The sequence below is a fragment of the Methanoculleus sp. UBA430 genome (genome assembly GCF_002506585.1).
Classification (GTDB): Archaea; Halobacteriota; Methanomicrobia; order Methanomicrobiales; family Methanoculleaceae; genus Methanoculleus.
In genome coordinates, this window is sequence record NZ_DAXW01000003.1 from 388,386 (window position 1) to 413,665 (window position 25,280).

Sequence of the window (25,280 nt, forward strand, 5' to 3'; positions counted from 1 at the left end):
CGGTGGATCCAAGGTGTCATATACCGGGCCCGACGATCCTCCTGTATGCCGAACGTGCGGATCAACGACGGAGACCTCCCCGCCGGGAGCGGCGTGGAGGGGGCGAGGAAGAAGAGGCCCGACGAGACCCCGGCGCCCGCCCGGGAGAAGCCTGAACCGGCGACCGAACGGGAGGAGCAGAGTTCCGGGAGATCCCGGCACGTACGGCCCCGGATCGGGGGCGACGACGGGGGAGCCGATATCTTCTATACCGGGACGAAGTAGGTCATTTCACGATCCTGACATCCGCGGCGGAGGAGACCACGACCTCCCGCTTCCCGCGGTAGGTCTGGGCGATCCCGTAGAGGGTTACGTTCTCGTCCTCACCGAGTTCGAGCGCTACGGCCACGTCCTGCGGGAGAAAGACGGAGGTGCCGTTGACGGTGAGGACCAGGTGTCCGCCGGTCGAGGTTCTCCTGACCTCCTCGACCCTTCCTTCGAGGAGGACCAGCGCCCCGTCCGGGACCTCCTCGGAGTAGGGAGCCGCCACCATCGGCCGGCCGACGGCGTCAAAGAGGAGGTGCGCCGCAAGCACGATCCCGACGACGCATACCAGCACGACGAGGGCTGTTTTCTCCTGCTGTTCGAGCATAGATATCGTATGGGTTCGCCGGGTTATAACATCCGTCAGTTTGATATGTTAACAGCGTTAACTATTCCCCATGGATGATGTGAACCTGCCCCCGTCTTCCCGGAAGATCCTCCTGCTGCTCGAGGACGGGGGTGCCCTGACCCACAAGGAGCTCGTCCGTCTCAGCAGCCTCGCACCCCGCACCGTCCGCTACGCCTTAAAGAGGCTCAAAGATAACGATATGATCGTGGAGAAGTTCAACTTCCGCGACGCCCGGCAGATCCTCTACGAATACAAAGAGTCCCAGGCGGTGTCCGCGCAATGACCGAGCCGCCTTCCTGCGACATCATGCGCTGCGACACCCTCGCCCGGATGCTCCTCCCACAGATGCGTGCCGAGATGGTCTACCGCCTGGTGAACGAGCGCGGGCTGAGCCAGAGCGAGGCTTCCAAGCGCCTCGGGATCAGCAGGGCCGCGATCTCCCAGTACATGAACCGGAAGCGCGGTTTTTCCCGGAACGACTTCCCCGGTGCCCTCGAGATGGTCATCGAGCGGTGGGTCTCCGCCGTCGCCTCGGGCGAAGGGGCGATCACCATCTGCGACGTCTGCCGCTCCGCCGACCTTACCGGAAGACGGTGAGGCCGCTTACGTGCGCCGCCGCCGGTAGAGGTAGAGCCCCGTAAGCCCGGCGAGGATGCACACCGCCGCCACTATTTTGAGCCGATCCGGACCGGATGCGCCGCCCGGATCGCCCACCCCGGCGGCGTTCCAGTCGTCGTCGAAGACCCGGGCGTAATATGCCGCAACTCCCGGGTGCTCGATGATCACCCCTGCCTCCCGGTTGAACGCCGGCGAGTTGGCGTTCCAGTTGATGCTGCTGACCAGGACCGCCCGGCCGTCGACGACGACCCCCTTGTTGTGGATCTTTGCCAGGTTGTTCGCCTCCAGATCCGCGAGCCGGGCTTCGAGCGGGAGCCCTTCGGCCGCGGCGATCCGGTTGATGACCCCGACCATCTCGTCGTTGTCCGCACGGCCCTCGGTGTTGAACCAGACGGAGTCAAGGAGCACCCGGACCGTAACCCCCCGCCGGGAGGCGTCGATCGCGGCCGCGAGGTAGGGGTTGAGTTCCAGTGCGGTCTCGTTCGTGATGTAGGCCTGCTCGATCGCGATGCTCTCCTGTGCCCCCGCGATCAGGTCGAGGATGAGGGCGCTCGTGTCGGGGGAGAGGACCGGGGTCACCCGCGCCCCCTCCGCGCGGCAGACGCCGAACTCCACCGTGTAGGGGGGTGCCCAGGGCGTGCGGAGTTCCGCCGCCGTCCCCTCGAGCGGGACGATATCCCCGCCCGCCGCGTCGAAGAGAAAGACCTCCCGGAAGTAGGCGGCGAGCCCCGGGTCCTCAAGCGTGACCCCCCACCCGCGGTTGCCCTGCAGCCCCGGCGCCGGGTAACCGCCGGGCTTGAAGTTCTCGCTCCCGACGAGGACCGTCCCGGCATCGACGACGAGGTACTTCGCATGGTCGTAGCGGTACTTCGCGTGGCCGGCATCGGTCGTCCCCATCGAGAGGACCGGGATGCCGCTCCGGTTGAGGGCGCCTGCGACCGCCCTCCCTTCGGAGGAGACGCCGCCCACCGGCCCGCCCTCGAGAAGGACGGTCACGGCCACGCCCCGTCCGCGAGCGAGGATGAGGTCTTCGGCCATCTTTTCGTCGGTGAACTCGTAGACGTTTGCCAGGATCTCGCGCTCCGCTCCCGCGACGACCGCCGAGAAGACCTCATACGAAGAGTCCGGGGCGACGAACGCGGTCACCGCGACCTCCTCGAACGTTTCAGACGCGAGGCGGGACTGGCCAAGGCTGAGCGGGCGCGGGTCCCAGACCTCTCCCTCGAGGTAGTGGACCTGTCCCTGCCGGGGGTGGACGTCGGCGGGCCAGGCGACTTTCTGGACGAGGGTGGTTCCCCGGTAGAGGAGGAGCTCGTCGGCTGCGTTCGCCATCAGGAGGTTCCCGTTCGGGATCACGTCCGGTATGCGTTCCGTCCGCCCCTCCATCTCGAAGTCGGGCGGGTAACCGTGGGTCTCTTCGAATGCGGGGCCGCTTCGCGCGACCACCAGCCGCCCGTCGATCCGGGTCCCCGGCGGGAACCGGTAGCCGCCCTCGCCGTCCGAGAGAACGTAGCCGTCGAGCACCCCCTCCCCCTCGAGAACCAGGTACTCGTCGAGGTCGCCGGCAAGATAGGGGTCCGGGCAGAACTCGACGATCGCAACGCCGCCGGCGGTGCCGGCGAAGAGGCAGAGGAGCAGGACGGCGGCGGCGATCCGGCGCATACACAGGGTTATGTAGCCCCCGGTTAAATAACAGGGCGATATGAGTACGCCTGCACCCCCCCTGGTCGTCAAGGTGGGCGGAAGCCTCTTTGACCGGGTCGCCTCCCTGATCGAGGTCTTCCATGAGGTCGGGCGCCCGGTGCTGATTGTGCCCGGCGGCGGAAAATTCGTCGAACTCGTCCGGCGTCTCGCCGTCCCGGAGACCCCCGCCCACTGGATGGCGATCGCCGGCATGGAGCAGTTCGGGTGGTACATCGCCTCGCACGGCGTCCCGGCGACACCCATCCTCGCGCTTCCGGCGGAGACGACGGTCCTCCTCCCCTACTGCGCTCTCCGCGAGGCCGACCCCCTCCCCCATTCCTGGAACGTCACCTCCGACACCATCGCCGCCTGGGTCGCGAAGGAACTCTCGGCCGACCTCCTCCTCCTCAAGTCGGTCGACGGCATTCACCACCGCCGGAGACTCCTCTCGCGGGTCGAGGACCCGGGCATCATCTCCGACGAGGTCGATCCTACGTTCATCCGATTCGTCTTCGAGCACGGTCTCGTGGCACGGGTGGTCAACGGCAGGCACTCCGACCGTCTCCGCCAGGCCCTCCGCGACGAGACCGTCATCGGGACTCTTCTCGATCCGAGATTTTAACTGCTCCGGGGGAAATATGATAGGTTAACTTTCGAGGAAACGATGATGATAGCAAGCGAGCGATGTACCTCCTGCAATGCCACGCTGGCCGAAGAAGGCTCTACCGGGTTCTCGTGCCCGGTCTGCGGCCAGAGGATCAACAGGTGCTACCGGTGCAGGGAGCAGAGCATAGCCTATACGTGTTCGAAGTGCGGGTTCCAGGGGCCATAATCATGGGCAACGTAGCCTTAATCGTGAAGATCATGCCCGAGTCCCCCGACGTCGACCGCGAAGCGCTCAAGGCGGCGGTCAGGGCGGCCGTCCCGGTCGATGATATCAGGGAAGAGCCGATCGGCTTCGGTCTCGTGGCGCTGAAAGCCGCCATCGTCGTCGCCGACAAAGCCGGGGCTCCCGATGAGGTCGAAAAAGCGCTCCAGGGCCTTGAAGGTGTCGGAAGCGCCGAGATCATAGAATCCACACTTGTCTGAGTGGATTCCCGATACCCACTTTTCCCCGCTTAACGGGCCTCTTCGAGCCGTTCCAGCACTTCGGCGGTGACCTTGCGGATCTTTTTGACCGACTCCGCAAACCCGGCGACCTCGTCCACTTCGAGATTGAGCGGAACCGGGAAGACACCGTCACGATTGATCCGGGCAGGCACGCCGATGCAGACGTCGCCGATCCCGTGGACCTCACCCGCGATGTGACTTGAGACGGTGAGGATCCGGTTTTCGTTCCCGAGGATCGTCTGAACGAGGGTTGCAATAGCCTCCCCCGGCCCGTAGACGGTAGAGCCTTTATCCCTGATGATCGCCTCGCCGCTCGTGCGGACCGTATCGATGATCTCCTGTACGGGCAGCCCCGAGAACGTGGGCAGGTTGCTGATCCGGATGCCGCCGATCGTCGTCGCCGACCAGAGCGGGACCATGCTCTCGCCGTGCTCGCCGATGATACGGGTATGCACCTCGCTGACGTGGACCCGGAAGTACCGGGCGATCAGGGACTTTAAGCGCATCGAGTCAAGATGCGTCCCGAGGCCGAAGACCTGCCGCGGCTTGAACCCCGAATACTTCAGGGCGACGGCGGTCATGACGTCGACGGGGTTTGTCACGAGAAAGAAGATGGTGTCGGGCGAAGACTGGCTGATGGTCTCGGCGGTCTCGGCGGTGATCTTTGCGTTCTCGAAGGCGAGATCGTTTCGGTCCTGTCCCGGCCGGCGGGGTACGCCTGCCGTGCAGATGACGATGTCCGAGCCTTCGGCGTCGCGGAGATTGGTGCTGTGCGAGATCCGGACGTCGGTGCCCCGTGCAGCAAATGAATCGGATAGGTCACGGCAGCAGCCCGCGAGAAAATCTTCGCGTCCGGGTCGCCCGACGAGCAGCATATCGCTGACGTAGGGTATCTCGGATATGGTGTGGGCCGCAAACATGCCGACGTTCCCTGTAGCCCCAAGAATCGTTACTTTTGCCATGGAGATCGCCGTTGGGGACGCGTCCTCGGTCGACCGTACGCACAAGCATTCACCGCTGCATCCCTCCTCCACCCCGCAACCCCATGGGCGCCGAACGTCCACGGTAAGTCTGCTCCCTTCCGGGCCTGAACCGGTACCCGCGGTAAAAGGTCGCCGCCCCCTCCGGGGCTTTGATACCTCTCCGCCGACCTCATGGGACGAGGCTTCTCCGTCGGGATAGAACGGATTCTGCAAGCCGCTGCGGCCTTCTCCGGACTTCGCCTCCCGCGTAACGGCGGTTTCGGGTAACAGGTGACGCCGAGCCACCCAGGCTAGTCCCCATATATACTGGAGTCTATGGGATAAAAATAGCTCCGCCCACCCGTGTCAGCCAGGCCCGGGTGATCCGGTCGGCCTTCCCGGCGTCCTCCTTCTCGAAGAGGTCGAGGGCGGTGAGGTCGATTCCGGGCGGGAGGACGCCGGGGAGCAGCCGCAGATCGCCCTGGTAGACCTCGATCTCCTGCGGACCTGCGGCAGTCGCGACGAGGATCGGGTCCCGGGCAACCGGTCGGCGCCGGAGGTCGTCATAAGCCCGGTGCATCGTCACCTCCTCGATCCCGAGGAACTCCCGGTTCACCCGGAGGTTGCAGGCGGTCCAGCAGGCCGCGGCAAACCAGGCGTCGTTTGCAATCACGCGCGGGACACCCGCCCGGGCGGCGGCAAGCCCGAGGGTGCCGGCGCCGGAGCAGGCGTCGACGAAGGTCTGCGGCCGGTGCCGGGCGATCTCCCGCTCAAGAGAGAGGATCTTCTCGTTCCGGCCCCGGGGGAACTCGACATGCAGGACCGACTGCTGCTTGTAGACGACGATCGGGCCTCTGCGGGTGGCAAAGACGTCGGCCCGGACGTCGCAGCCGGCAAGCAGGGTGTACTCCTTCGGCGCCGCATCCGTGTCGCGGACTCCCGGCGTCCCGGCATCCGTCCGGACGACGCCCCGGACCTCCGGGACCTCGCCGACCAGCCGGGCGGCCGCCCGCTCCCCGACCGACCGCGAAAGGAGGACGAGCGACCGCGGCGGGAGGTAAGGTGCTCTCCGCAGCGCGGTTCCGGGGTGGACGAGCGGTGTTGCGGCGGCGGCGAGGGGTTCGGTCCCGGCGAGGTCGCCTTCCTCGGCCATGATCCGGTAGATCGCGGCGAAGACCTCGTCGATGAACCGCTTCCCGCAGGAGGGGCAGGGCTCTGCGGTATCGATATCGGGCGGCGGGCTCCGTTTGTCGTAGACGAGCCCCATGCAGTCGGGGCAGGGGGCAAAGCGCCCGGGAAGCTCCGCGAGGAGTGCCGGGGCGTCGGTGACGCAGTCGTGCCCGCAGACGGGACAGTGCATGCCTGAAGGGTTGGGGGCTGGAATATATACGTATTTCACGCCGCCTGCGGCGGGACCAGGAGCCCTTCGCGAAGCCAGCCCCATGCGTCCCTGAGGCGGTTCTCGGGGAAGTAGCGGACGTCGACCCCGGCAAAGCCGACGAAGAGCCCCGGCAGGCGGTTCATCCACTCGCGCCACCGCTCGCCGCCGACGATGGCGATCCGGTCAACCCGCTCCAACCCATGCCACTGCCTGAGGGCATCCCATCCCTCCCCCGGCCTCCAGCTCCGGAAGCCCTCGATCTTGAAGAGGATCCGGACGCTCTGGCCGCCGTTCATAGCCCGTTCGAGCTCCGGGATCAGGACGGTGGCAAACTCACTCTCGCTCAGTTTCCCGTCGAACCGATACCCGACCACACGCCCCGAACTCTCCTTCATCCGGTCAAGCATGGGTGCCCCTTGGGCTGCTGAAGGGAAAAAAGCTGCGGCCGTCCGGCCGGGTCTGCGGTTCCGGTCCGCCGCCGGTACCACCTGTGCGATTGCCCTCCCTTCGCGGGGGCGACAGGCCGTTTCGACCCGTCCCCGGGCCGGGGGCCGCCGGGCGGATCGGCGTCACGGTCTTCCTCCTCTTCGCCGGACCGATCCGACCGGCCGCAACGAAACGTTCCGACGATAGATACACGAATATACTCCCGTGTAGAGAAGAAGAGGTATGCCCGGTTCCGGCGAGGAGGCGGCAGAATGGATCTCCCGGTAGTCTTCTCCATCATCATACTCATCAACATCATCTCCGGCATCACCATCGTCTTCTTCGAGCGGAGGAACCCGACGGCGACGTCGGCCTGGCTGATGGTCCTCTTCTTCCTGCCCCTGGCCGGGTTTGTGCTCTACCTCTTCTTCGGGCAGAACTACACCCGGCAGAGGATGTTCGTCGTCAAGGAGCGGGAGGACCGGTGCTACCTCGAAGACCTCTTCGAGAAACAGCGCCGTGTGCTCGCCGGTCGCCTCCACCGGTTCGCCACCCCGGCGGCGGAGGAGTTCCACGACATGATCTTCCTCCTCCTCCAGAACAACAGGGCCTACCTGACCGAGAAGAACCGGGTCGATATCTACACCCGGGGAGAGGAGAAGTTCGACGCGCTTTTTGCGGCGATCCGGGGCGCCCGCCACCACATCCACCTGGAATACTTCGTCGTCAACAACGACGACCTCGGGCAGGCGGTCGTCCACGCCCTCGCAAAGAAGGCGCGGGAGGGTGTCGAGGTCCGCTTTCTCTTCGACGCGATAGGGGCCATGTCCGGGGGCGGGTCGCGGGCGGCGTTCTCGGAACTGGAGGATGCCGGCGGGAAGATCGGGGTCTTCTTCCCCTCGTTCTACCGGGTCAACTACCGCAATCACCGAAAGATCGCCGTCATCGACGGGGTCGTGGGGTTCATCGGCGGGTTCAACATCGGGGACAGTTACCTGGGGGAAGGGCCGCTCGGCCCCTGGCGCGACACCGCCGTCCGGATCACGGGTGATGCCGTCAGGCTGCTCCAGTTCCGGTTCTTCCTCGACTGGAACTATACGACCGGCGAGCACCTGTCTCTCGAGGCCCCCTACTTCCCCGACACAGGCGGCCCCGGGACGACGCCCGTCCAGATCGTCTCCGGCGGCCCGGATACCCGGTGGAACCCGATCAAGGAGGGCTACATCAAGCTGATCACCTCCGCCCGGGAGTCGGTCTACATCCAGACGCCCTACTTCATACCCGACGAGAGCGTCACCGACGCCCTGCGAATCGCGGCGCTCTCCGGGGTCGACGTCCGGATCATGATCCCCTGCAAGCCCGACCACCCGTTCGTCTACTGGGCGACGCTCTCGTTCATTGGCGACGTGCTCGATGCCGGGGTGCGGGCCTACACCTACGACGATGGGTTCCTCCACGCAAAGACGATCGTCGTCGACCGCAAGGCGGGGTCGGTCGGGAGCGCGAACTGGGACGTCCGGAGTTTCCGGCTGAACTTCGAGGCGAACGCCTTCTTCTACGACGCGACCGTCGGGGCGGAGCTTGCGCGGACGTTCGAGGAGGACCTCGCCGTCTCCACCGAGATCACGCCGGAGGGCTACCGGGCGCGACCCTTCCGGGTCCGGGTGAAGGAGTCGGTCTCCCGGCTCTTCTCGCCGCTCGGGTGAGGTTTCTCACCGGTTGTTCAGCCGGCTCTCGACGAATTTCCTGATCCGGGGGAGGCTCTGCTCCCAGCGGGCCTGGAGGATGGAGACGGCATAGGGGAGGTGGTGCGGGAGGACCGCGGTGCCCATCACCGCCTTCTCGACGAACGGCCGCTCGCGGCCGATGATGACGGTTTTTCTCGCCCGGACGGCGTCCAGGAACTCGTCGACGGTATCGGCCTCGGCGCAGGTGACGACCCCCCCGAGTTCGTGGAGGAGGTGGCCGTCGGTCCCCCCGGTCCGGCCCAGATCGTGGGCCGCGGCGAGCCCGGCGGCCTTCATGTTGTGGGACCGGGCCATCCCGCCGCAGATCACCTCGAGGGCGTCGAGGCGGGAGAAGACCTCTTTGCCGATACATGCGCCTGCGACGCAACGCTCGACGCCCCGGTTCAGGAAGGCGTAGCCGCAGGGGTGGGCCTCGACGGCGATGCAGGAGTAGTCCTCCCGGCGGTCGAGGATCTCCGGAGTGTCGAGGCGTATCGCGGTGAACGGGCCGTTCCTCCGGTTCTTCTCGATATGGCGCCGGTAGAAGTCCTGGAGGTCGGAGACCGAGTAGAAGTAGAGGAGGAGGTGCGGGCCGTCGTTGGCGCTGACCTCGATACCGGGGACGAGGGTGACGCGGATCTTCTGCCCCTTCGCCTCGGCTACGCCGCTCACCTGGTTGTGGTCGGTGATCGCAAGCCCGATCCCCTGTCGCGCGGCGAGTTTCAGCACGTCCCGCACCCGGGTGGCCGAGTCGGAGTGGCGTGTGTGAACGTGGAGGTCTGCCGGGAGGAGCCCGAGCCGCCGGATCTCTTTCGGCAGGGGTTTTTCGAATATGATATCTTTATAATAGTGCATGTGCTGTCTGTCTGATCACCGGTAGGTTGCCCGGGATGAAAAAGGGTTGCCCGCCCCCCCTATCCCACCCCCGGTGCGGTCTCCTCGACGGCGAGCGGCTCCCGCAGCCAGTCGATCGCGGCGTCCAGGTGGCCTTCGGTGAAGTAGCGCGCGTCGATCCCGACGAATCCCACGAAGAGCCCCGGCAGGTGGCTCATCCACTCTTCCCACTTCTCGCCGCCGACGACCGCGATCCGGTCGACCTTCCCGATCCACGGCGAGGTCTTGAGGGACTCCCAGTGCCCGTGCGCCTTCCAGCCGTGGAAGTTCACGATATGAAAGAGCATCCGGAGGACCGGGTGGGTTGTTCCCGCCCCTTCAAGCGCCGGGAGTAGCGTCCCGGTGTAGTCCTTCTCCGTCAGCTCGCCGTCGAACCGGAATCCGACGACGTTCTCCGCACCCGTCTCCATCCGTTCAAGCATGGCGCCCCCCTCTCCGGGGAGGACGGGAAAAAGGTTCCGGTCATCACCCGGTCGGGGGCTCTTCGCGGCCGGGTTCCGGGGCCACCAGCCTCCCGGCGATCTCCTCCTTCGAGTACTCCGCGAGGTAGCGGTTCCCGGCGAGTGCGACGGCGACCGACCCGATGAGGACGAAGATCATATCGAGCATGGTATCGTCAAGACCATGCTGGAGGTTGGTCCCGAGGAAGGTGTCGAAGAGCCACTCGTAGATCTCCCAGAACCCCTCCATCGCCATTGCAGCGATGACGATGAACCCGACGATCATCCACCGGGAGAGATTCAGTCGGCTGAACCGGTCGAGCAGGAGGACGATGACGAAGGCGAGGATCGAGACGGTTATCCCCGCGATGAGGTGGGCGATCTTGTCGTAGTAGGGGTAGTACATCAGGTAGAATCCCTGGATCTCGCCGGCGACATGGAGGTAGAGCAGGAAGGCGATGAGAAGGTTGATCTGCCAGGGGAGGGTGATGCTCCACCGGCGGGTGACGACGGCGGGGACCAGCGTCAGGCAAAGCCCGACAACGCCGCCGAAGACCTGCGAGTATTCGCCGAGCGAGAACGCTATGAGGATGTTTGCGGCGATGAGGACCTGGAAGAGGCAGGCGAGGTAGAGCCCGGCGGGTCTCTGCATGAGATCGTGTTGGGCGGCGGCCGGTAAACACCTTATGGCGGGGTGCCGGAAAAGAGTGAAGGCTGCCACACCGCTTACACGGCGGGCGGCGGAATTTCGGCCTTTCCGGCGCCGAAGGCGTCGCGGAGATTTGTCTCTTCCGTCTCCGAGAGCGACGTCCGGATGACGCGGCCGCCGTAGTCCTTGATGGCGCCGACCACCTTATCCGGCGTCATCTTCTTGATAAGCAGGAAGACCGCGGAGTTGCCCGGCCCGACGTTCTCCGCGACCTCTTTGATGAAGTTGTCGTCGATCCCGTAATCGGAGAAGCGCCCGGCGAGCGCCCCGGTGATCGCGCCGATGGCGAGCCCGAAGATGGGGGCGAAGAAGATCAGGCCGATCAGGAGTCCCCAGAAGGCGCCGGAGAGTGCTCCCATGCCGGCGAGGTTGGTCGCCTGCTTGATCTCGGTCTTGCCGTCCCGCCGGTGGACGACGACCACCAGGTCCTCCAGTTCGATGATGTGCTCCTTTGTCAGTTGAACGAGCCGGTCCCTGACACGGAACGCGGTCTCTTCGCCGTCGTAGGCGATGGCGACCAGGTCGCTCATGGCTCTCTCCTTTCAGGTGACATGCGCCGGGGGTATCACCCCGGCGTATATAAACCCTACCTCCGCTGCTCCCCGGCTCCCAGCAGTTCCCCGATCCACCGGGTCTCGTCCCAGCTCTCGAGGAAGAGCTTCACCGCGATCGTCAGGGGGATGGCGAGGAAGACCCCGACCGCCCCGAAGATGAGGCCCCAGAAGACGACGGAGAAGAGGACGACGAACGGCGAGAGGTTGAGGTCCCGCCCGGCCATTCTGGGGAGGACGAGGTTTTCCGCGGCGGCATCGATGAGGGCGACGGCGGCGATGACGGCCACGGCCCCGGCCGGCCCGAACTCGATGAGGGCGAGGAGCGTGGGCGGGATCGCGGCGACGACGAGCCCGATGTAGGGGACGTAACTCAGGACGAAGGCGATAAAGCCCCAGAGCAGCGCGAAGTCGACCCCGAGGACGGCGAGGAAGAGCCCGGTCCCGACACCGGTGATCAGGTTCACCTTCGTCCTGACGACGACGTAGTCGATGAGGAGCCGGCCGGACTGCGCAAGGTGCCGGTAGGGGGAGCTCTCCGCCCCCAGGCGCTGCCTGATGACGGCCGCGATCCGGGGCGCTTCGAGGAGGAGGAACCCTATCCCGACGAAGACGATGAAGGCGTCGACGGTGATGGACCCGACCTGCCGGGCGATCCCGGCGACCTGCTGGAAGACGAACCCCTGGTCGATGTAGTCTCCGATCTGGGTGCCGCCGGGGGTGATGCCGTATTCGGAGAGGAGGGACTGGAAGACGGCGATCTGTTCGTCGAGGCTCGCCTGGTACTGCGGCAGCGAGCGGACGAACCCGGTGAGGGCCGCACCGAGGAAGGCGATCACCCCGGTGAGGACCCCGATGAGCCCCACGACCACCATCCCGGCGGCGAGGACCGGGGGCACTCCCCGGCGGGTCAGCCACGTCATGATGGGCGCGGTGATCATGGCGAAGAAGACGGCGACGAGGAGCGGGCCGATGATCGATGTGGCCGCCTGGAGCCCTGCGAGGACGATGACGACCGCAGCCCCGACTATCGCGATACGGGCAGGGGGGGAGAGGCGCTCGCCGGTCATATCCATCGGGAGGGGTTGGGCGCCCGACGAGATAGAGTTTTTCCGGCCGGGTCTCACTCCCCGGCTTCCGCCGCCCGGATCGCCTCCCGGAGCGCCTCCCCGATGACCGGGGTTGCGACGAATATGTTCCCGCGGCCGATGGCGGCGCTCGCCCCGGTCTCCTCCAGACCCCCGAGGAGCCGGGGGTCGACCTCGGCGAGGACGAGCCGGTTGTTGTGGGCGCGGAGCCGCCGGGCGTAGCGTTCCAGCATCCGGAAGAGCCCGGTCCCGGCCTCGACCCTCCCCCGGAGGGCCAGGACCACGACGGCGCCTTCTGCCCCTTCCGGGGAGGGGAGCGACCGTTCGATAGCCCGAAGGGTGGCGAAGTAGACGCTGCCGGAGACGGTGAGAATGGTGATCCGGCCCGCGGGGAGCCGGACGGGCGGGGGCTCTTCGCGGAACATCCCGCCGTCCACCGGGACGAGGCGGATGACGGAGGCCTCGCGGGTGGAGGTGAGCAGGTAGAGGGCGAGCGAGAGGAGGACGCCGATGTAGATGCTGTACTGGAGCGGGAGGACCTGGGTGGAGATGAAGGTGGCGGCCATCGCCCAGCGCCCGGAGCGGGAGTACCTGCAGATGCAGGCGATCTCGTGGGGCCGGTAGAGGAGTTCGGCCCCGATGAGGATCAGGATGCCGGCAAGCGCCGGGAGCGGGATCTGTTCTGCGAGCGGTCCTGCAACGATGATGACGACCCCGACGATGACGCCCGAGATGAGGTTCGCCGTCCGGGTCTCTGCCCCCGCGCTGACGTTCAATGCTGTCGCGGAGAGCGAGCCGGCCGAGGGTGCGCACTGGAGGAAACTGCAGACGATGTTCGTGACTCCCTGTCCGGTAAAGTCCCGGTTCACGTCGGCGATGGTCCCGTCGCGTTCCGGGATCGCTTCCGTGACCCCGACGGCCATGACGAGCCCGATGATGGCAAGCGCGAGCGACGGGATGAGCAGGTCGGGGGCGAGGGCGATGTCGGGGAGGATGAGGGCCGGGAGGCCGGCGGGGATGGCGGCGATGTCGCCGACGAGCGCGACGCCCGGGAACGCGGCCCGGACGAGGAGGGTGGCGACGATGAGCGGAAGGAGGAGGGCGACGGAGCTGAGGTGCGGTACGCGGCGGATGACGATGACGAGCGCGATCGTGAGGAGACCGACCGCGAGTGCATCTGGCCGGATCTCGCCCGCATGAAGGATGAGGTCGAGCATGGCGAGAACCTGGATTGCGTCCCTCGGGAGTTCGTAGCCGGTGAGGTTCCCGAGCTGCCCGAGGACGATGAGGAGCGCAGCCCCGGTGACGAACCCGGTGAGGACGGCGTTGGAGATGAACCGGGTCAGGCTGCCGGCCCGGATGAGTCCGAAGCCGAGCTGGAAGATCCCGACGAGGAGGGTCAGGACAAAGAGGGTGGCCGGGACGTCGGCCTCCGGCACCGGGGCGAGGACGGAGTAGATCGAGACCGCGAGGACGTTTGAGAGCATCACCTTGAGGTAGGAGGAGCCGGTGAGGAACGCGGCGATCGCCGTCGAGAACGCGGCGGTGTAGAGGCCGTAGAGGGGGTTGATTCCGGCGACGAGGGCGAATCCCATTGCCTGCGGGATGCCGACGAGGGCAGTCGTCGCGCCGGCGGCGAGGTCGGCGGGGAGGCTTTTCACCTGCGGTCCACCGGCGGGCATGCTCCGGGAGGGGGCGGGCGCCGGGATATAGGTTGCCCTGCCGGGCAACTGTTCGGGGATTCCGAGTAGTTCAGCGGTTGAACGTCTCCGGGGATTGTAGTCTAACTGGTTGTGACGTCGCCTATTCGGGGCAACGGTGTACCGCTAGACTGCCCGGGGCCCAGGCAGCGGGTGGAACCCCGGTCATCGCAGTGCAGGAGAGCCGGGCTTCTCTACGGTGCTTGATTACATCCGCCCCCAATTTACAGATTTGGACAATAACGGCACCTTTATTCTGCCTTAAACGAGATAAAAACCTGCGCACGAGAAGAGGGCCAAGATGATCGAGCGGTGTCTGTTCGTGCTCTAACCTCCGCAGTCAACATTCTGTGTAATACAAGCCCCCGGCTACGTGCCATCGAGAACGGGATTACGATGAGTCTAAAACGAATATCAATCTGGATGGCTGTCGCTGTGGCCCTCCTTGCTGCGCTGGTCGTTGCACCGGCCGCGGCACTTGAAAGCCCCGGTGCAGCCAACGATACTGCCTTCATTCAGACCCCCGCAGCGGGACCCGGCACTGAGACAGCAGGGATGATGGGAACCATGAGCACCGGAACACCCGGCATTACTGTCAATAAGGGCAGCGTCATCCGCGGGAACAACCTCCTTGTGACCGTCACCGGTGAGCCGAGCAAGGAGTATCATCTCTTTATCAGGGAGGTCGACGGCCCTGGAGAGTACCCGGTGATCACACCCGGCCAGGTCGGGGTTGTAAGCACCTATAGCCCCGCCAACGTAACCATTCTGACCACCGCCGCCGGCACCCGGACAATCCAGTTCAATACCAACCGGAGCATCGACGCCCAGACCTTCACCATCTGCGTCGAGGACCCGGTAGACCCGACTGCGTATGATGACATCGAGGTGGAGGTTAAGCGGGGCGCCGTCACCGTCACCGCCTCCGGCACCGGCACCTACTACTTAGGCGAGGAGATCACCCTCTCCGGGACGAACTCCGACAGTTATACAACCTACCTCTTCCTGACCGGCCCGAACCTCCCTGTCAACGGCGTCAGGCTGGACGGCGGTATGTCGCCGGTGGAGAACAACAATGCAACCTCCTTTACCTCGACATCTGTCGAGGCCGACGACACCTGGTCCTACAAGTGGGACACCAGCAGCATTACCAGGCGCCTTGACTCCGGCGGCTACACGATCTATGCGGTCGCAGAGCCCCAGGGCAAGAACAACCTCACTGGTACTAAGTACGACACCCAGACCATCCAGCTCCGGCCCGGCTCCCTCAGTGTTCAGGCCTCCGGCACCACCCTCGCGAAGGGCGACGAGTACCGGATCGGCGGGATAGCGACGGGCAACCCGTCCAGCGTGAACGTCTGGATCTTTGGCAAGAATTATTATGGCGGCGCTAATGGAGCGCTGGCAGTACGCTCCGTCGCTGTCGAGTCGGACGGCACCTTTGAGTGCATCCTTACAGGCGCTGAGACCGGCGCTCTTCAGGACGGCCGGTACTACGTCGTTGTCCAGCACCCGGCGGGCTCTGAGTTCGAAGTTGGAGCAATCGGCGACAGCATTTACAGACGTGATAGTGGAGGTAACTTCAACGTGTTCGTAGCACGGCTCACGAATCTCCAGCCGGCCGAAGCCGCGAGCGCGCTGATCAGCGCCCTTGAGTCCCCGAATGTCGATGACATCTATATCAAGTTCTCTTTTACGGTAGGAGACGCCTCGTGGATCTGGATCGATGGGGTCAGCGACCAGACCTACGGGGAGACCTTCACGGTCACCGGTAGGACTGGTTACCCGGCAGATACGGTGCTGGATTTCTGGATCGCTACCGAGGATGATAACACGTTCGTCCTCTCGGGTGAGGCTGTTGTGGCCGATGGCGGGGACTGGAGTATTGACCTGGACACGACCGCGATCGGGTCGGGTGGGTTTATCCTTCGAATCACAGCCCCGGACGGCCAGGCGTCGGCATCGGCGATCTTCGACGTCTACGATGACGTCACCCATCCGCTCCCACCGGGAGGGGGGTCCTACCGGGTGGAGAGAATGGGCACAACCCCCTCCCTTGATAGCCTCTCCTCCGGCGAGGGAGTTGCACTTGACGGAATCATCAGACTTGATGGCACCTTCGGCTACCCCTACCAATCCCCGCGTGCCTCTCGGATCCTTGAGTTCTCCACTGATCTCCAGAGCCCTGCATGGTCCTATAACCTCAAGGTGGACGGTAACTTGCTCTATACCGCGCCCCTGGCCGTGAACGCCAGGTCATTCACGCTATCGGGCTGGGATCTTGACTATCAAGGCGGTGTTCGCATCCTCCTCTCCCTCTCCGGCGCGGTGCCGCAAGGAACAGAGAACCCAGCTCTCCTCAGGATCCTCGAGCGTGACCCTGACGGGAGGGTCGTCCCGAACAGCGAGCACCTTCTCTCGATCCCCCTCACCGATGACCCGGCCCCGGCCATCACCGACAACCTCACCCTCGCCCCGGGCTGGAACTTCATCTCAATCCCCCGGCCGCTTGCTGCGGGCAACGACACCGCGGCGATCTTTGCCGGCGTCGAGAACGACAGGCACTCGGCCTTCCGCTACGACACCGCCAGCGGGACCTGGATGAACCTCACAAAGACCGACCGCCTCGCCCCCCTCGAAGGATACTGGATCTACTCAACCGGGCCGGCGACAATCCCCCTGAATTTCTCGATCGACCCCCTCGTCTCACCACCGGAACGCACCCTTTCGACCGGCTGGAACGCCGTCGGAATCACCGGCAACACTCCGGCCACGGCACGGGACGCCTTCTACTCGGTCAAGGAGCAGTGGACGACCCTGATCGGGTTTAATGCCCAGACCCAGGCCTTCGAGACCGGGATCGTCAACAGCGGGACCGGCGCGAACGCCGACACCCGGCCGGTCTACCCCGGCCGGGGCTACTGGCTCTCTATGACGGGGCCGGGCACCCTCTATGCCATAGGAGCGTGATACCGGTGAGGCGAATCCTCGTTCTGCTCCTCCTCTTCGCCCTCGCGGCGCCTGCCTCCGCCATCCCCACCCTCCCTGCGGAGTTCTCGGGCACGGCCACGATCGACGGGAGCCCGGCGCCGGCCGGGACCGTCATCACCGCCCGGATCGGCGATCGCGACTGCGGGTCGCTTACCCTCGCCGTCGCCGGGGCCTTCGGCGGTGAGGGGCTCTATGATGAGCGCCTGGTCGTCAAAGGGGAGGAGACCGATGCCGGAGAGACGATCACCTTCCTCGTCGACGGTGCTGCCGCCGGGACCGCGGTCTACACCCCCGGCACCTCTTCCAGCCTTGATCTTGCGGTGACGGGGAGCACGGCGCCCGGCGGCTCTTCCGGATTATCGTCAGGCAGCGGCAGTGGTTCGGGCAGCGGTCCATCCGCCACCCCCACCCCCACGCCGACGGTGACGCCGACGGAGCCTGCGGTGAGCGGCCCCCCCGGCGCCGGTGAAGCGGCCGCCGCGACGCAGGAGACCACGGCCCCCCTCACCGACCCCACCCTGACGTTCGGCCCCGTCGCGTCGGCGACCGCCGTGCAGCAGGCAGGGCTGCCGTTCTCCTGGCTCACCGGTCTTGCGGCTCTGGCCGGGGTGGCCCTTCTCGTCCGTGAGCGGAAGAGATGACCCCCTCTCCCGCCCCGGGTAACGGGAACACCGGATGCCGGAGGATATAAGTGGATGGGCGCAACATCACAGAGTAACGATGCACCCACTTACCCAGATCCGGCAAAACCTTTGCACCATCCGGGAACGCTACGGTGTAGCCCGTATCGGTGTCTTTGGATCTGTGGCGCGGAACGAAGCCACCGCAGCAAGCGATATCGATATCCTGGTGGAGTTCAGAGAAGGGGAGGAGACCTTCGATCATTTCATGGACCTCAAGTTCTATCTTGAGGACCTCCTGGGACGAAAGGCAGATCTCGTCATCATCGACACGTTAAAACCCCGAATCCGGGAAGCCGTCCTGGGTGAGGTCGCCTATGCCTAGAGATCTTCTGCTCTATCTGGAGGACATACGGGAGGCTATCGTCTCCATCCACTCCTACGTGGGAGACCGGACGTTTGAGGAGTTTGCGGGCGATTCCATGTGCCTCGATGCTGTCGTGCTCAGGTTCATCACCATCGGAGAAGCAGTGAAGCAGATCCCCGACAACATCACCGCATGCCATCCGGAGATTGCATGGCGAAAGATCGCGGGGCTTCGGGATATCAGTGTCCACTCTTATTATTCGGTGAAACCGACAATCCTCTGGGATATTATCCAGACGGGGCTCGGACCCCTTGAAGATACGGTCAAAACGATGATCCGGGAAGTGGAATGAGCAGGTCGGGGTAGTTCACGGCGATCGATATCAAATGACAGTATATCATAACCGGCAGCGGCAGAAAGATTGGGGTCGTGCTTGACATAGAGACTTTCGAGAGAATTGAGGTACTCCTCGAAAACTGCGGACTTGCGCAGTACATGGAAGAAGTCGAGATAGAGGAGACCCTCTCGCTCAATGAGGCGCGGCAATACTATGCGCAGATGAACGAAGAATAACATAATACTCTGCCGCATACGATACTTTAATTTATTTTTACACATATGTGTAATAATTGAGGTGATACACCATGCCAGGATTTGATGGAACCGGACCTGCCGGGGCCGGCCCGATGACGGGCGGTCGCCGGGGCCGGTGCTCCGCGACAGAGGCGCCGGAAGGCGAGTCCGCCGCACCGGTCCTCCGCGGTCTCGGCCGGGGCGGCATCCCGTGCGGATGCGGCCGCGGTCACTGCGGCGGCCGAGCACGCGGTCGTCGGTAACCCCCGGTGCCGGAGCGAAGGCACTATCTGCACGCGGGACGGAGATCTTCTCCAGAGATGATACTGTGAACGAGAGCGAGCATGGCGAGGGGCGCTGCCGCCGTGGGCGGGGCCGGCCCCGGGCCCGCCGGAGGATCGGGGATCCGGGGGCTTTCCGCTGCTTCGGCCCTCTCTGCGGGAGGCCCGACGAGGTCGTTGTCATCCTCCCCGAGGAGGTGGAGGCCCTCCGCCTCGTCGACCTCCAGGGGCTCGAGCAGGAAGAAGCCGCCCATGCCATCGGCGTCTCCCGGAAGACCCTCTGGCGCGACCTCCACGAGGCGCGGGCAAAGGTCGCCGACGCCCTGGTGAACGGCAAGACGATCCGGATCGCCGGGTGCGGCCGCCGGCAGGAAGAGGGGTGTCCCGAGGACGGGGAGACCCACGCCGGCCTGTGATTCGCAGGGCATCCGCTCTACACGTTTTTCAAAACCGAGTGGTCCCGGAGGGATTTGAATCCTCTGAAGATCGGTAGTTACCACAATAACCAGAATACATGAACGTCTCGCGGACATTCTCGGCTCTCACCCTTTGCAATCTTAAGTCCGGGTTCGACGGCCGCCTTCACCGGCTGCTCGCCTCTTCACGAAGCAGCGCTGCATAGATCGCCTGTATCTCTGGTTTGGCTGCCGGGATCTCGTTCTGCACCACGTCCTCAACAAGTTCCCACCTGACACTGAAGTATCCGTGGATCAACCGGTCGCGCATCCTGGCCATACCGCCCCAGGGACGCCAGGATATCGCTCCCTGACTTCGGTTGAGATATTCTTCGACGCTTCCCCAATGACCTCAAGGCTCCGGACAAGCGATCGCTGCATCATATCGTCCCCGACATTCTCCTCAGTGGCTCGATAGGGGAAATTGGCCTCGATAAAATCCATCTCCTGCAGGATGTGGGCGAGATAGACGGAATCACGCTTCACACCAGGCCACCTCGCTCTCCGCGTCCTGCCGGATGAGCGGATCCAGTCCTCCGACGGTGACGAGATCGACCTTCCGCTCGTAAAACTCTTACAGGAAATCGGCGAGCGCCATGAAGTTCCGGAACGTGAGGCGGCCCGGCGAAAGTTCAACGAGAATGTCCACGTCGCTGTCAAATCGCTCCTCGCCGCGGGCGGTGGACCCGAAGACCCCGATCTTTACCACGCCGAACCGCTCCCGGAGTACCGGCAGCACTTCCTCAAGCCTGACGACGGATGGCGTCTTCTTTGTTGATTCCGGGATCGTGGTCATGGTAGCGTCTCACGCTTGTATGGCCTGCTCGCATCTTACGTCGTTGATTGTTCATTCCTTCTCCATTGACAAATACCTTCTGCCAGTAGTAGGTGATGCACGGTTTCCCGGGGCCCCTCCACGCCGGACCGAGGCCAGATCGGTCTTGGCGCTCCAGAAGACGGAGGAAGTATCGGTGCTTTCTGGGTCCCATAAGTGTACGAACAAACCTACAATCGTCATAGCATTGGTGGGGAGCGGAGAGATGGTTAAGGGAACGAAGCAAATTGGGGTGAGGGTGCCGGTCTCTCTCCTGGAAGATCGGCCACCTCGCGGAGATCGAGCGTAGGGACCGCTCGAACATGGTTGATCCCATCCTGTCGATGTATGTGGAATTCCTTGAGGCCGAAGGGAAAGAGCGTAAAAATCCGGAGAAGTGGGTCAAAGTCGAAGAGGGGTGGGTTGACTAATGTTGCTGCCGGTCCGGGTCTCATCGCACTGCCGTGTGTGGGCTGATGTATCCTTCAGATTCGAGAAGCACATCTATGCTGAGTCCACAGAGGATGTTGCCGGGTATCCCTCAAGTATGGCCGCGGTCCCGGCGTGAAAGAGATCCTCCCCAAAACTATATCTTTCCTGATACAGACATCATCATGCATGCCGACGAAGACGGTAGTCGAGCGGGAGAAGGCAACCCCGAAGACCACGCCTAAAAGAACCCCTACTCAGGCTGAAATCCAGGCCAGTATCGATAGACTGGATGCAGACATGGAGAGATGGGGAAAGGGTCGGAAATATACCCTGGCCGAGGTAGAAAAAAGGCTGGGGTTATAAATCGACGTGTGAGTACTTCTTGTGCGCCGCCTCGAAACCCATAACCTCACGGATTTCCACAAATGTTTTTTGCTCTGTTTTAACCACCTTATAAAACACCGTGTATTTCCTCTGAATATGTAGCCGGTGAGTGTTCTCCTTCCCTTTCAGTTTCTTCTTATTGCATTGTTTGATCGAAGTGAACAGGTGCTCACCCAGGCAGAATTTTATTTTATCGATGATTTTTTTTGACATACTCGTTATCTCCACGCCTGATTGCCTGAAGATGTTTCTCTGCTGTCTCTGTGATTATGATCTCGTATTTCGTCATGCGCCTCCCTCAGATCTCGACGCCCCGCGCACGCAGCGCAGCAATCACATCCCGTTCTGCAGCCTCAGATATCGGGATGCTCGCCTCCTTCGCGAGAAGATAGATATTCTCGTGTATCCGAACCGAGGTTTGCTGAAAGACCTCCCCCTTTGCGTTGATGTGTTTCATGGCCTGTAGGTGGCAATTCTGGTCACTTAAAGAGGTGGTGACAAAAACAGCGGTTTCGGCAACCCGAAACTATGGCCACACTTTCGGCCGTCCAAAACTTCACGGCGTCCCCCTTAAACGCCCCCGTTTTTGGTTACCACCTCTTTAAGACCCATCCCACAGAGAGTTAGGATACCCGAAACTGTGCGGACAGATACAGCACTGTGCGGACAGTAGAAAAGAAACAGGAGAAAAGAGAAAATGGCAAAAGAAAAGGAATACGAGCGAAAGAGGAGAAGATTGAACATTACGATCTCGGATCAGGCGCATGATTTTCTGAAAAACCGGGTTACGAATACGTCCCGTTTCATAGAACAACTAATAGTTAGTGCTGAAAACAAAATCCAAGCAACGATTGTTACGATTACCCCGATTAAAGGTGGGCCCGGAGGGATTCGAACCCACGACCGCCCGGTTATGAGCCGGGCGCTCTGACCGGACTAAGCTACGGGCCCGAGAATTGTGATGCAGCCGGCCTGAATCTGGAAATGGCGCGTTTAGTTCGAATGATCGGGAAATCCCGGACTCTGACTGCATATAAATATTGTTCTTTGATCATAAAAACATTGTGCGCGTTCTGCAGGGCATCCACATGCCCGACAGGCGTAACGTCCGGAACTCCGCCGTCTAAACCTGGGGGCGGCCTCCGGCGCCTGTCTATGGGGCTGCCTGCGAAACGCTCCGGGAAACTCCTTACTGCATCTTCTGGTGCTGCTGTTTCCACTGCATCCAGTTGTTGTAGGCGTTTGAATCCCTCTGCTTGAGGATATCCTGGACGCTGTTGTCGATCTCAGAGGTCGTCATTCCGCTGTGCGTGCTCCCCTGGATCTGCTGGGTGATCTCGTCCGCCAGTTGCTGGTCTGCCCCGGCGTTCTGGATCGACCTCCTGATCTTGTCAGGGTTGAACTGCTCCTCCTGGTTGTTGCTCTTCCGGACCATGGTCTCCTGCCAGGACCGGGACTCCATCTGCTGCTGTTCTGCCATTCTCATCACCACATCAATATCCGTTCTGCCTTCCCGGCGCGGGGTCCGGGTGCCCGTTGTATCCCGGTTCTCTTCCCCCGGATAACGATCTCCGGAAGATTCATCCGGCCCCGCTCCGGTTGCAAGCTGCAGCCTGCCGGGCAACAGTGGGATATCGGATACTTATAAGTTGCGGCTGCCGGCCATCACGTTCTTCCCACCGGAGCAATGGATGAACGGCGCCTTCTTGTGCGACAAAGTTCTGAACGACTCTCCTGCGTGGTCGATACTACCCGGCGGCGCCGATGCAGAGGAGAGTGTCGGCGACGGTTAACCCAGGACCGCCCGGTTATGTGCCGGGCGCTCTGACCGGACGAAGTTACGGGCCCGGAAACAGGCGTCCCGGTCTATGGAACCGCTGCCGTTCTCAAAAGCGGTCCTCTCTACACCACCTGAACGCCCGGGTCGGCCCTCTTGATGGCCGAGAGCACCTCCTGCACCTTCTCATCCATCAGGGCCTTCGTCTCCGCCTCCAGGTTCAGCCGCACCACCGGCTCGGTGTGGGACCGGCGGATGTTGAACCACCAGTCCGGGTAGCCCACCGTCAGCCCGTCGAGGTGGTCCTGGTCCGCGTCCCGGTAGTGCGCCTCAAGCACCGCAAAGACCGCCGCCGGATCGCTCACCCGGAGGTTGATCTCCCCGGTCGAAGGGTAGCGGTCGAGCGGCCGGATGAGTTCCGAGAGTGTCTTGCCGCTCGCGGCGATGATGTTTGCGACGAGGACCATCGTCACGAGCCCGTTGTCGGTGAAGCCCATCTCCCGGTAGTAGTAGTGCCCGGAGAGCTCCCCGGCAAAGAGGGCGTCCTCCTCGCGCATCCGGGCCTTGATGAAGGCGTGGCCCACCCTTGACCGGACCGCCCTCCCTCCGGCCTGCTCGATCGCCTCGACGACCGCCCGGCTCGACCGGAGGTCGTAGAGGATCGCCGCCCCCGGGTTCTCTTCGAGCAGGTATGCCGCGACGAGGCCGGTCACCAGGTCCTCCCGGACGCGCTCGCCCCGCTCATCGATGAACCCGCACCGGTCGGCGTCGCCGTCGAACGCGATCCCGAAGTCCGCGCCCTCGGCCACGACCCGGTCCTGGAGCTCGCGGGTGGTCTCGGGGTCGAGCGGGTTTGCGTGGTGGTGGGGGAACCGCCCGTCGGGCTCGAGATACATCGGTACCAGCTGCCACGCCGGGACCCGCTCAAAGAGCCGGGGCACCTCCGGCCCGGCCATGCCGTTGCCCGCATCCACGACGATCGTGAGCGGCCGCGGGTTCCGGACGAACCCGGCCACCTTCCCGATGTAGGAGTCGAGCATAGCGATCCGGCGGCAGGACCCGCCGGCCCGGGCGACCGGCTCCTCCTCGACCCGTGCTTCAAGCAAAGGGAGGTCCCGGTCACCGGAGAGGGGGATGGCGTTCTCCCGGTCCAGCTTGAGCCCGTTCATATCCCCCGGGAGGTGGGAGGCCGTCACCATCGCCCCGCCGTCGAATCCCCCGGCCGCAACGGCGTAGTTGAGGAGCGGCGTGCTCACCTCGCCGGCATCGGCGACCTCCGCCCCGGCCGCGACCGCCCCGCGAGTGAATGCCCGGGAAAGCGACGCCGACGAGAGCCGCATGTCCCTCCCGACGACGATCCGCTCCGCCGCGAGGAGCCCGACAAAAGCGTTCCCGATCCGCTCCGCCGTCGCCTCGTCGAGGGCGTCCGGGTAGCGCCCCCGGATGTCATAAGCCTTGAAGATCCCGGCCATTCACGCCTCCCCCCGGAGCGGCGAGATCTCCCGCAGCCGCCCGATGATGCCGGGCAGCACTTCGAGGACGTAGTCGACGTCCTCCTCCGTGTTCCGGTGGCCGAGGGTGAGCCGGAGCGAGCCGTGGGCGTGTTCGGGCGGGAGACCGCAGGCCGTGAGGACGTGCGAGGGCTCAAGCGACGCCGAGGTGCAGGCGCTCCCGGTCGAGGCGGCAATCCCGAGCGCATCGAGCATGAGCAGGATCGACTCCCCCTCGACGTAGCGGAACGCGACGTTGACGTTGTTTGCGAGCCGCTCGACCGGGTGGCCGTTCAGCCGGGTATCCGGGACAGCGTCGAGGATCCCCCGGATCAGCCGGTCCCGCATCGCGGCGAGCCGGGGGGCTTTCTGCGGCATCTCGCCGACCGCAAGCTCGATCGCGCGCCCCATCCCCACGATCCCGGGGACGTTCTCGGTCCCGGCCCGGCGGCCGCGCTCCTGCGCCCCGCCGTCCATGAACGTCCCGATCCGGGTTTTCCGTCGGATATACAGCGCTCCCGTCCCCTTCGGCCCGCCGAACTTGTGGGCGGATATGGCGAGGAGGTCGGCCCCCATGCTGTTGACGTCGACCGGAAAGGCCCCGATCGCCTGGACGGCGTCGGTATGGAAGGGAACGCCGTGGTCGCGGGCGATCCGGCTGATCGCCGCCACGGGCTGGACCGTCCCGATCTCGTTGTTTGCAGCCATCACCGAGACGAGGATGGTCTTATCCGTGATCGCCTCCTCGACCGATGCCGGCTCAACCCGCCCGAACTCGTCGACCGGGAGGTAGGTGACCCGGTAGCCCTGCTTCTCGAGGGCCCGGCAGGGGTGGAGGACCGCGTGGTGCTCGATCGACGAGGTGACGATATGGTCGCCCTTCTTTTTGTTCGCCGCCGCCACCCCTTTGATCGCCCAGTTGTCGGCCTCCGTCCCGCCTGCGGTGAAGAAGACCTCCTCGGGGGTTGCGCCGATCGCCGCCGCCACCTTGCCCCGCGCCTCCTCCACCGCCTCCTTCGCCTCGCGGGCGAGGGCGTAGAGCGAGGAAGGGTTCCCGAACCGTTCCGAGAAGTAGGGGAGCATCGCGCGGGCGACCTCCGGCCGCGTCGGCGTCGTCGCCGCATGGTCCATGTAGACTGTCCGTTTCCGCTCCAT

The 25,280-nt window shown here is 64.1% G+C and carries 33 protein-coding genes, 1 tRNA gene and 1 other RNA gene; 15 read left to right on the plus strand and 20 right to left on the minus strand.

Features of this window, described 5'->3' with window-relative positions:
• Positions 1-45: 45 nt before the first annotated feature.
• Positions 46-264, plus strand: a complete 219-nt coding sequence (locus BRA49_RS03700) for a hypothetical protein (RefSeq protein ID WP_292383580.1) — start codon at positions 46-48, stop codon at positions 262-264.
• A 1-nt stretch (position 265) separates the two neighbouring features.
• Here BRA49_RS03700 and BRA49_RS03705 read toward each other — a convergent pair whose 3' ends face one another.
• Positions 266-631 (minus strand): hypothetical protein, encoded by a 366-nt coding sequence (locus tag BRA49_RS03705; RefSeq protein ID WP_292383582.1) that lies wholly within the window; start codon positions 629-631, stop codon positions 266-268.
• A gap of 70 nt (positions 632-701) precedes the next feature.
• Here BRA49_RS03705 and BRA49_RS03710 point away from each other — a divergent pair, with 70 nt between their 5' ends.
• Both BRA49_RS03710 and BRA49_RS03715 read left to right on the plus strand, forming a co-directional pair.
• The gene (locus BRA49_RS03710) at positions 702-935 is read left to right on the plus strand and encodes a winged helix-turn-helix domain-containing protein (RefSeq protein ID WP_292383583.1); all 234 of its coding nucleotides are present in this window, start codon (positions 702-704) and stop codon (positions 933-935) included.
• Positions 932-1,249 carry a transcriptional regulator gene (locus BRA49_RS03715; RefSeq protein ID WP_292383585.1) on the plus strand — a complete coding sequence of 106 codons (318 nt, stop codon included), beginning with the start codon at positions 932-934 and terminating at the stop codon, positions 1,247-1,249. The genes BRA49_RS03710 and BRA49_RS03715 overlap by 4 nt, the downstream gene beginning before the upstream one ends.
• Before the next feature lie 6 nt (positions 1,250-1,255).
• Here the strand turns inward: BRA49_RS03715 and BRA49_RS03720 are convergent, their stop codons facing one another.
• Entirely contained in the window at positions 1,256-2,932 is a 1,677-nt protein-coding gene (locus BRA49_RS03720) for a phospholipase D-like domain-containing protein (protein ID WP_292383587.1), read from the minus strand.
• 40 nt (positions 2,933-2,972) lie between these two features.
• Here BRA49_RS03720 and BRA49_RS03725 point away from each other — a divergent pair, with 40 nt between their 5' ends.
• The 3 genes from BRA49_RS03725 to BRA49_RS03735 are packed head-to-tail and all read left to right on the plus strand — an operon-like array spanning position 2,973 to position 4,042.
• Positions 2,973-3,575, plus strand: coding sequence for a uridylate kinase (locus tag BRA49_RS03725; RefSeq protein ID WP_292383589.1), 603 nt, complete (start codon positions 2,973-2,975; stop codon positions 3,573-3,575).
• A 42-nt stretch (positions 3,576-3,617) separates the two neighbouring features.
• Positions 3,618-3,785, plus strand: a complete 168-nt coding sequence (locus BRA49_RS03730) for a zinc finger domain-containing protein (protein WP_394339100.1) — start codon at positions 3,618-3,620, stop codon at positions 3,783-3,785.
• 2 nt (positions 3,786-3,787) lie between these two features.
• Complete coding sequence (locus tag BRA49_RS03735; RefSeq protein WP_292383591.1) at positions 3,788-4,042, plus strand: elongation factor 1-beta; 255 nt, start codon at positions 3,788-3,790, stop codon at positions 4,040-4,042.
• Between the two features lie 29 nt (positions 4,043-4,071).
• Here the strand turns inward: BRA49_RS03735 and BRA49_RS03740 are convergent, their stop codons facing one another.
• The 4 genes from BRA49_RS03740 to BRA49_RS03755 form a co-directional block, all read right to left on the minus strand.
• The gene (locus BRA49_RS03740) at positions 4,072-5,025 is read right to left on the minus strand and encodes a malate dehydrogenase (RefSeq protein ID WP_292383593.1); all 954 of its coding nucleotides are present in this window, start codon (positions 5,023-5,025) and stop codon (positions 4,072-4,074) included.
• An 11-nt stretch (positions 5,026-5,036) separates the two neighbouring features.
• An RNA gene (gene ffs / locus BRA49_RS03745) (signal recognition particle sRNA) lies at positions 5,037-5,347 on the minus strand.
• A gap of 12 nt (positions 5,348-5,359) precedes the next feature.
• Positions 5,360-6,385: a hypothetical protein gene (locus BRA49_RS03750; RefSeq protein WP_292383595.1), complete on the minus strand. Its 1,026-nt coding sequence runs from the start codon at positions 6,383-6,385 to the stop codon at positions 5,360-5,362.
• Between the two features lie 35 nt (positions 6,386-6,420).
• Complete coding sequence (locus tag BRA49_RS03755) at positions 6,421-6,813, minus strand: STAS/SEC14 domain-containing protein (protein WP_292383597.1); 393 nt, start codon at positions 6,811-6,813, stop codon at positions 6,421-6,423.
• Between the two features lie 291 nt (positions 6,814-7,104).
• On the opposite strand from BRA49_RS03755, the gene cls reads away from it, so the two are divergent.
• Positions 7,105-8,538 carry a cardiolipin synthase gene (gene cls / locus BRA49_RS03760; RefSeq protein ID WP_292383599.1) on the plus strand — a complete coding sequence of 478 codons (1,434 nt, stop codon included), beginning with the start codon at positions 7,105-7,107 and terminating at the stop codon, positions 8,536-8,538.
• Positions 8,539-8,544: 6 nt separating this feature from the next.
• Here the strand turns inward: cls and BRA49_RS03765 are convergent, their stop codons facing one another.
• From BRA49_RS03765 to BRA49_RS03790, 6 genes are all read right to left on the minus strand, one after another.
• Positions 8,545-9,414 carry a PHP domain-containing protein gene (locus BRA49_RS03765; RefSeq protein WP_292383601.1) on the minus strand — a complete coding sequence of 290 codons (870 nt, stop codon included), beginning with the start codon at positions 9,412-9,414 and terminating at the stop codon, positions 8,545-8,547.
• A 59-nt stretch (positions 9,415-9,473) separates the two neighbouring features.
• Complete coding sequence (locus BRA49_RS03770; RefSeq protein ID WP_292383602.1) at positions 9,474-9,875, minus strand: STAS/SEC14 domain-containing protein; 402 nt, start codon at positions 9,873-9,875, stop codon at positions 9,474-9,476.
• Positions 9,876-9,918: 43 nt separating this feature from the next.
• A complete protein-coding gene (locus tag BRA49_RS03775) occupies positions 9,919-10,545 on the minus strand; it encodes a hypothetical protein (RefSeq protein ID WP_292383603.1) in 627 nt (208 codons plus the stop codon).
• A 74-nt stretch (positions 10,546-10,619) separates the two neighbouring features.
• A complete protein-coding gene (locus BRA49_RS03780; protein WP_292383605.1) occupies positions 10,620-11,132 on the minus strand; it encodes a DUF1269 domain-containing protein in 513 nt (170 codons plus the stop codon).
• Between the two features lie 56 nt (positions 11,133-11,188).
• Positions 11,189-12,223 carry an AI-2E family transporter gene (locus tag BRA49_RS03785; RefSeq protein WP_292383607.1) on the minus strand — a complete coding sequence of 345 codons (1,035 nt, stop codon included), beginning with the start codon at positions 12,221-12,223 and terminating at the stop codon, positions 11,189-11,191.
• Positions 12,224-12,276: 53 nt separating this feature from the next.
• Positions 12,277-13,902, minus strand: coding sequence for a SulP family inorganic anion transporter (locus BRA49_RS03790; RefSeq protein WP_292383608.1), 1,626 nt, complete (start codon positions 13,900-13,902; stop codon positions 12,277-12,279).
• Positions 13,903-14,337: 435 nt separating this feature from the next.
• On the opposite strand from BRA49_RS03790, the gene BRA49_RS03795 reads away from it, so the two are divergent.
• The 7 genes from BRA49_RS03795 (at position 14,338) to BRA49_RS03825 (ending at position 19,189) form a co-directional block, all read left to right on the plus strand.
• On the plus strand, positions 14,338-16,911 hold the full coding sequence (locus tag BRA49_RS03795; protein ID WP_292383610.1) for a hypothetical protein: 2,574 nt from the start codon (positions 14,338-14,340) through the stop codon (positions 16,909-16,911).
• A gap of 5 nt (positions 16,912-16,916) precedes the next feature.
• Positions 16,917-17,573 (plus strand): hypothetical protein, encoded by a 657-nt coding sequence (locus BRA49_RS03800; RefSeq protein WP_292383611.1) that lies wholly within the window; start codon positions 16,917-16,919, stop codon positions 17,571-17,573.
• A 79-nt stretch (positions 17,574-17,652) separates the two neighbouring features.
• The gene (locus tag BRA49_RS03805) at positions 17,653-17,937 is read left to right on the plus strand and encodes a nucleotidyltransferase family protein (RefSeq protein ID WP_292383612.1); all 285 of its coding nucleotides are present in this window, start codon (positions 17,653-17,655) and stop codon (positions 17,935-17,937) included.
• On the plus strand, positions 17,930-18,271 hold the full coding sequence (locus tag BRA49_RS03810; protein ID WP_292383614.1) for a DUF86 domain-containing protein: 342 nt from the start codon (positions 17,930-17,932) through the stop codon (positions 18,269-18,271). The genes BRA49_RS03805 and BRA49_RS03810 overlap by 8 nt, the downstream gene beginning before the upstream one ends.
• Before the next feature lie 77 nt (positions 18,272-18,348).
• Positions 18,349-18,492 (plus strand): hypothetical protein, encoded by a 144-nt coding sequence (locus BRA49_RS03815; RefSeq protein WP_292383616.1) that lies wholly within the window; start codon positions 18,349-18,351, stop codon positions 18,490-18,492.
• A 71-nt stretch (positions 18,493-18,563) separates the two neighbouring features.
• Positions 18,564-18,755 carry a DUF5320 domain-containing protein gene (locus BRA49_RS03820; protein WP_292383618.1) on the plus strand — a complete coding sequence of 64 codons (192 nt, stop codon included), beginning with the start codon at positions 18,564-18,566 and terminating at the stop codon, positions 18,753-18,755.
• A gap of 65 nt (positions 18,756-18,820) precedes the next feature.
• Positions 18,821-19,189 (plus strand): DUF134 domain-containing protein, encoded by a 369-nt coding sequence (locus BRA49_RS03825; protein WP_292383619.1) that lies wholly within the window; start codon positions 18,821-18,823, stop codon positions 19,187-19,189.
• A 166-nt stretch (positions 19,190-19,355) separates the two neighbouring features.
• On the opposite strand, the gene BRA49_RS03830 is transcribed toward BRA49_RS03825, so the two are convergent.
• From BRA49_RS03830 to BRA49_RS03840, 3 genes are all read right to left on the minus strand, one after another.
• A complete protein-coding gene (locus BRA49_RS03830) occupies positions 19,356-19,487 on the minus strand; it encodes a hypothetical protein (RefSeq protein ID WP_292383621.1) in 132 nt (43 codons plus the stop codon).
• Positions 19,484-19,714: a DUF86 domain-containing protein gene (locus tag BRA49_RS03835; RefSeq protein WP_292383623.1), complete on the minus strand. Its 231-nt coding sequence runs from the start codon at positions 19,712-19,714 to the stop codon at positions 19,484-19,486. The genes BRA49_RS03830 and BRA49_RS03835 overlap by 4 nt, the downstream gene beginning before the upstream one ends.
• Positions 19,715-19,802: 88 nt before the next feature.
• Positions 19,803-20,024: a nucleotidyltransferase family protein gene (locus tag BRA49_RS03840; RefSeq protein WP_349680897.1), complete on the minus strand. Its 222-nt coding sequence runs from the start codon at positions 20,022-20,024 to the stop codon at positions 19,803-19,805.
• A 582-nt stretch (positions 20,025-20,606) separates the two neighbouring features.
• Here BRA49_RS03840 and BRA49_RS03845 point away from each other — a divergent pair.
• Positions 20,607-20,837, plus strand: coding sequence for a hypothetical protein (locus tag BRA49_RS03845; RefSeq protein ID WP_292383625.1), 231 nt, complete (start codon positions 20,607-20,609; stop codon positions 20,835-20,837).
• A 319-nt stretch (positions 20,838-21,156) separates the two neighbouring features.
• On the opposite strand, the gene BRA49_RS03850 is transcribed toward BRA49_RS03845, so the two are convergent.
• The 5 genes from BRA49_RS03850 to nifS all read right to left on the minus strand — a co-directional run bounded on the left by BRA49_RS03850 (position 21,157) and on the right by nifS (position 25,280).
• Entirely contained in the window at positions 21,157-21,315 is a 159-nt protein-coding gene (locus tag BRA49_RS03850) for a hypothetical protein (RefSeq protein ID WP_292383627.1), read from the minus strand.
• A 419-nt stretch (positions 21,316-21,734) separates the two neighbouring features.
• A tRNA-Ile gene (locus BRA49_RS03855) sits at positions 21,735-21,809 on the minus strand.
• A gap of 238 nt (positions 21,810-22,047) precedes the next feature.
• Positions 22,048-22,338, minus strand: a complete 291-nt coding sequence (locus BRA49_RS03860) for an ATP cone domain-containing protein (RefSeq protein ID WP_292383629.1) — start codon at positions 22,336-22,338, stop codon at positions 22,048-22,050.
• 422 nt (positions 22,339-22,760) lie between these two features.
• Positions 22,761-24,107, minus strand: coding sequence for a phosphomannomutase/phosphoglucomutase (locus BRA49_RS03865; RefSeq protein WP_292383631.1), 1,347 nt, complete (start codon positions 24,105-24,107; stop codon positions 22,761-22,763).
• The gene (gene nifS, locus BRA49_RS03870) at positions 24,108-25,280 is read right to left on the minus strand and encodes a cysteine desulfurase NifS (protein ID WP_292383632.1); all 1,173 of its coding nucleotides are present in this window, start codon (positions 25,278-25,280) and stop codon (positions 24,108-24,110) included.

What these genes read in the sequence shown, in the direction of transcription:
- BRA49_RS03770 (WP_292383602.1), bottom strand. Translation starts at nt 9,875, where the DNA reads ATGCTTGAACGGATGGAGACGGGTGCGGAGAACGTCGTCGGATTCCGG.
- BRA49_RS03735 (WP_292383591.1), top strand. Translation starts at nt 3,788, where the DNA reads ATGGGCAACGTAGCCTTAATCGTGAAGATCATGCCCGAGTCCCCCGAC.
- BRA49_RS03775 (WP_292383603.1), bottom strand. Translation starts at nt 10,545, where the DNA reads ATGCAGAGACCCGCCGGGCTCTACCTCGCCTGCCTCTTCCAGGTCCTC.
- BRA49_RS03750 (WP_292383595.1), bottom strand. Translation starts at nt 6,385, where the DNA reads ATGCACTGTCCCGTCTGCGGGCACGACTGCGTCACCGACGCCCCGGCA.
- BRA49_RS03840 (WP_349680897.1), bottom strand. Translation starts at nt 20,024, where the DNA reads ATGACCACGATCCCGGAATCAACAAAGAAGACGCCATCCGTCGTCAGG.
- nifS (WP_292383632.1), bottom strand. Translation starts at nt 25,280, where the DNA reads ATGGAGCGGAAACGGACAGTCTACATGGACCATGCGGCGACGACGCCG.
- BRA49_RS03795 (WP_292383610.1), top strand. Translation starts at nt 14,338, where the DNA reads ATGAGTCTAAAACGAATATCAATCTGGATGGCTGTCGCTGTGGCCCTC.
- BRA49_RS03785 (WP_292383607.1), bottom strand. Translation starts at nt 12,223, where the DNA reads ATGACCGGCGAGCGCCTCTCCCCCCCTGCCCGTATCGCGATAGTCGGG.
- BRA49_RS03850 (WP_292383627.1), bottom strand. Translation starts at nt 21,315, where the DNA reads ATGAAACACATCAACGCAAAGGGGGAGGTCTTTCAGCAAACCTCGGTT.
- cls (WP_292383599.1), top strand. Translation starts at nt 7,105, where the DNA reads ATGGATCTCCCGGTAGTCTTCTCCATCATCATACTCATCAACATCATC.
- BRA49_RS03740 (WP_292383593.1), bottom strand. Translation starts at nt 5,025, where the DNA reads ATGGCAAAAGTAACGATTCTTGGGGCTACAGGGAACGTCGGCATGTTT.
- BRA49_RS03715 (WP_292383585.1), top strand. Translation starts at nt 932, where the DNA reads ATGACCGAGCCGCCTTCCTGCGACATCATGCGCTGCGACACCCTCGCC.
- BRA49_RS03710 (WP_292383583.1), top strand. Translation starts at nt 702, where the DNA reads ATGGATGATGTGAACCTGCCCCCGTCTTCCCGGAAGATCCTCCTGCTG.
- BRA49_RS03700 (WP_292383580.1), top strand. Translation starts at nt 46, where the DNA reads ATGCCGAACGTGCGGATCAACGACGGAGACCTCCCCGCCGGGAGCGGC.
- BRA49_RS03865 (WP_292383631.1), bottom strand. Translation starts at nt 24,107, where the DNA reads ATGGCCGGGATCTTCAAGGCTTATGACATCCGGGGGCGCTACCCGGAC.
- BRA49_RS03755 (WP_292383597.1), bottom strand. Translation starts at nt 6,813, where the DNA reads ATGCTTGACCGGATGAAGGAGAGTTCGGGGCGTGTGGTCGGGTATCGG.
- BRA49_RS03805 (WP_292383612.1), top strand. Translation starts at nt 17,653, where the DNA reads ATGCACCCACTTACCCAGATCCGGCAAAACCTTTGCACCATCCGGGAA.
- BRA49_RS03860 (WP_292383629.1), bottom strand. Translation starts at nt 22,338, where the DNA reads ATGGCAGAACAGCAGCAGATGGAGTCCCGGTCCTGGCAGGAGACCATG.
- BRA49_RS03730 (WP_394339100.1), top strand. Translation starts at nt 3,618, where the DNA reads ATGATGATAGCAAGCGAGCGATGTACCTCCTGCAATGCCACGCTGGCC.
- BRA49_RS03765 (WP_292383601.1), bottom strand. Translation starts at nt 9,414, where the DNA reads ATGCACTATTATAAAGATATCATATTCGAAAAACCCCTGCCGAAAGAG.
- BRA49_RS03820 (WP_292383618.1), top strand. Translation starts at nt 18,564, where the DNA reads ATGCCAGGATTTGATGGAACCGGACCTGCCGGGGCCGGCCCGATGACG.
- BRA49_RS03780 (WP_292383605.1), bottom strand. Translation starts at nt 11,132, where the DNA reads ATGAGCGACCTGGTCGCCATCGCCTACGACGGCGAAGAGACCGCGTTC.
- BRA49_RS03720 (WP_292383587.1), bottom strand. Translation starts at nt 2,932, where the DNA reads ATGCGCCGGATCGCCGCCGCCGTCCTGCTCCTCTGCCTCTTCGCCGGC.
- BRA49_RS03810 (WP_292383614.1), top strand. Translation starts at nt 17,930, where the DNA reads ATGCCTAGAGATCTTCTGCTCTATCTGGAGGACATACGGGAGGCTATC.
- BRA49_RS03705 (WP_292383582.1), bottom strand. Translation starts at nt 631, where the DNA reads ATGCTCGAACAGCAGGAGAAAACAGCCCTCGTCGTGCTGGTATGCGTC.
- BRA49_RS03725 (WP_292383589.1), top strand. Translation starts at nt 2,973, where the DNA reads ATGAGTACGCCTGCACCCCCCCTGGTCGTCAAGGTGGGCGGAAGCCTC.